A 386-nucleotide genomic window follows, 5' to 3' on the forward strand; every position below is an offset into this window, starting at 1 on the left:
CTGAGCAAGGCCAAGGCGACCGCGAAGTAGCAGCGCAATTCAAACGGAACTGCGCACAAGGAACACTCAGCCCGCGGCGGTTTCCAGCTCGCCGCGCGCCTTGGCTTGAGCCACCTGGCGGATGGCGTCGGCAAGCGTGTCGGCGTCCTGCGCGCCCATCACCGCATATTTGCCCTCGAGCAGGAAGCAGGGCACGCCGGTGATGCCCATGCGCGAGGCGGTGGCAATCTCGTTGCGGACGGCCTCGACGTCGGCATCGGTCGGCAGCAGCGTCTCGACCACCGATGCATCCATGCCGGCTTCGCCGGCGGCCTCGGCCAGGACCGCGAGGTCGCCGATATTGACGCCTTCCTCGAAATTCAGCTGGAAGAGGCGGCGCACCAGCC

The 386-nt window shown here is 67.1% G+C and carries 1 protein-coding gene; it reads right to left on the reverse strand.

Going from position 1 to position 386, the window contains the following annotated elements:
* Positions 1–66: 66 nt before the first annotated feature.
* Positions 67–386 (reverse strand): DsbA family protein (locus EN852_RS35945; RefSeq protein ID WP_135879696.1); only part of this gene is annotated, 320 nt, incomplete at its 5' end.

The sequence above is a fragment of the Mesorhizobium sp. M2E.F.Ca.ET.209.01.1.1 genome (genome assembly GCF_004010375.2).
Lineage (GTDB): Bacteria > Pseudomonadota > Alphaproteobacteria > Rhizobiales > Rhizobiaceae > Mesorhizobium.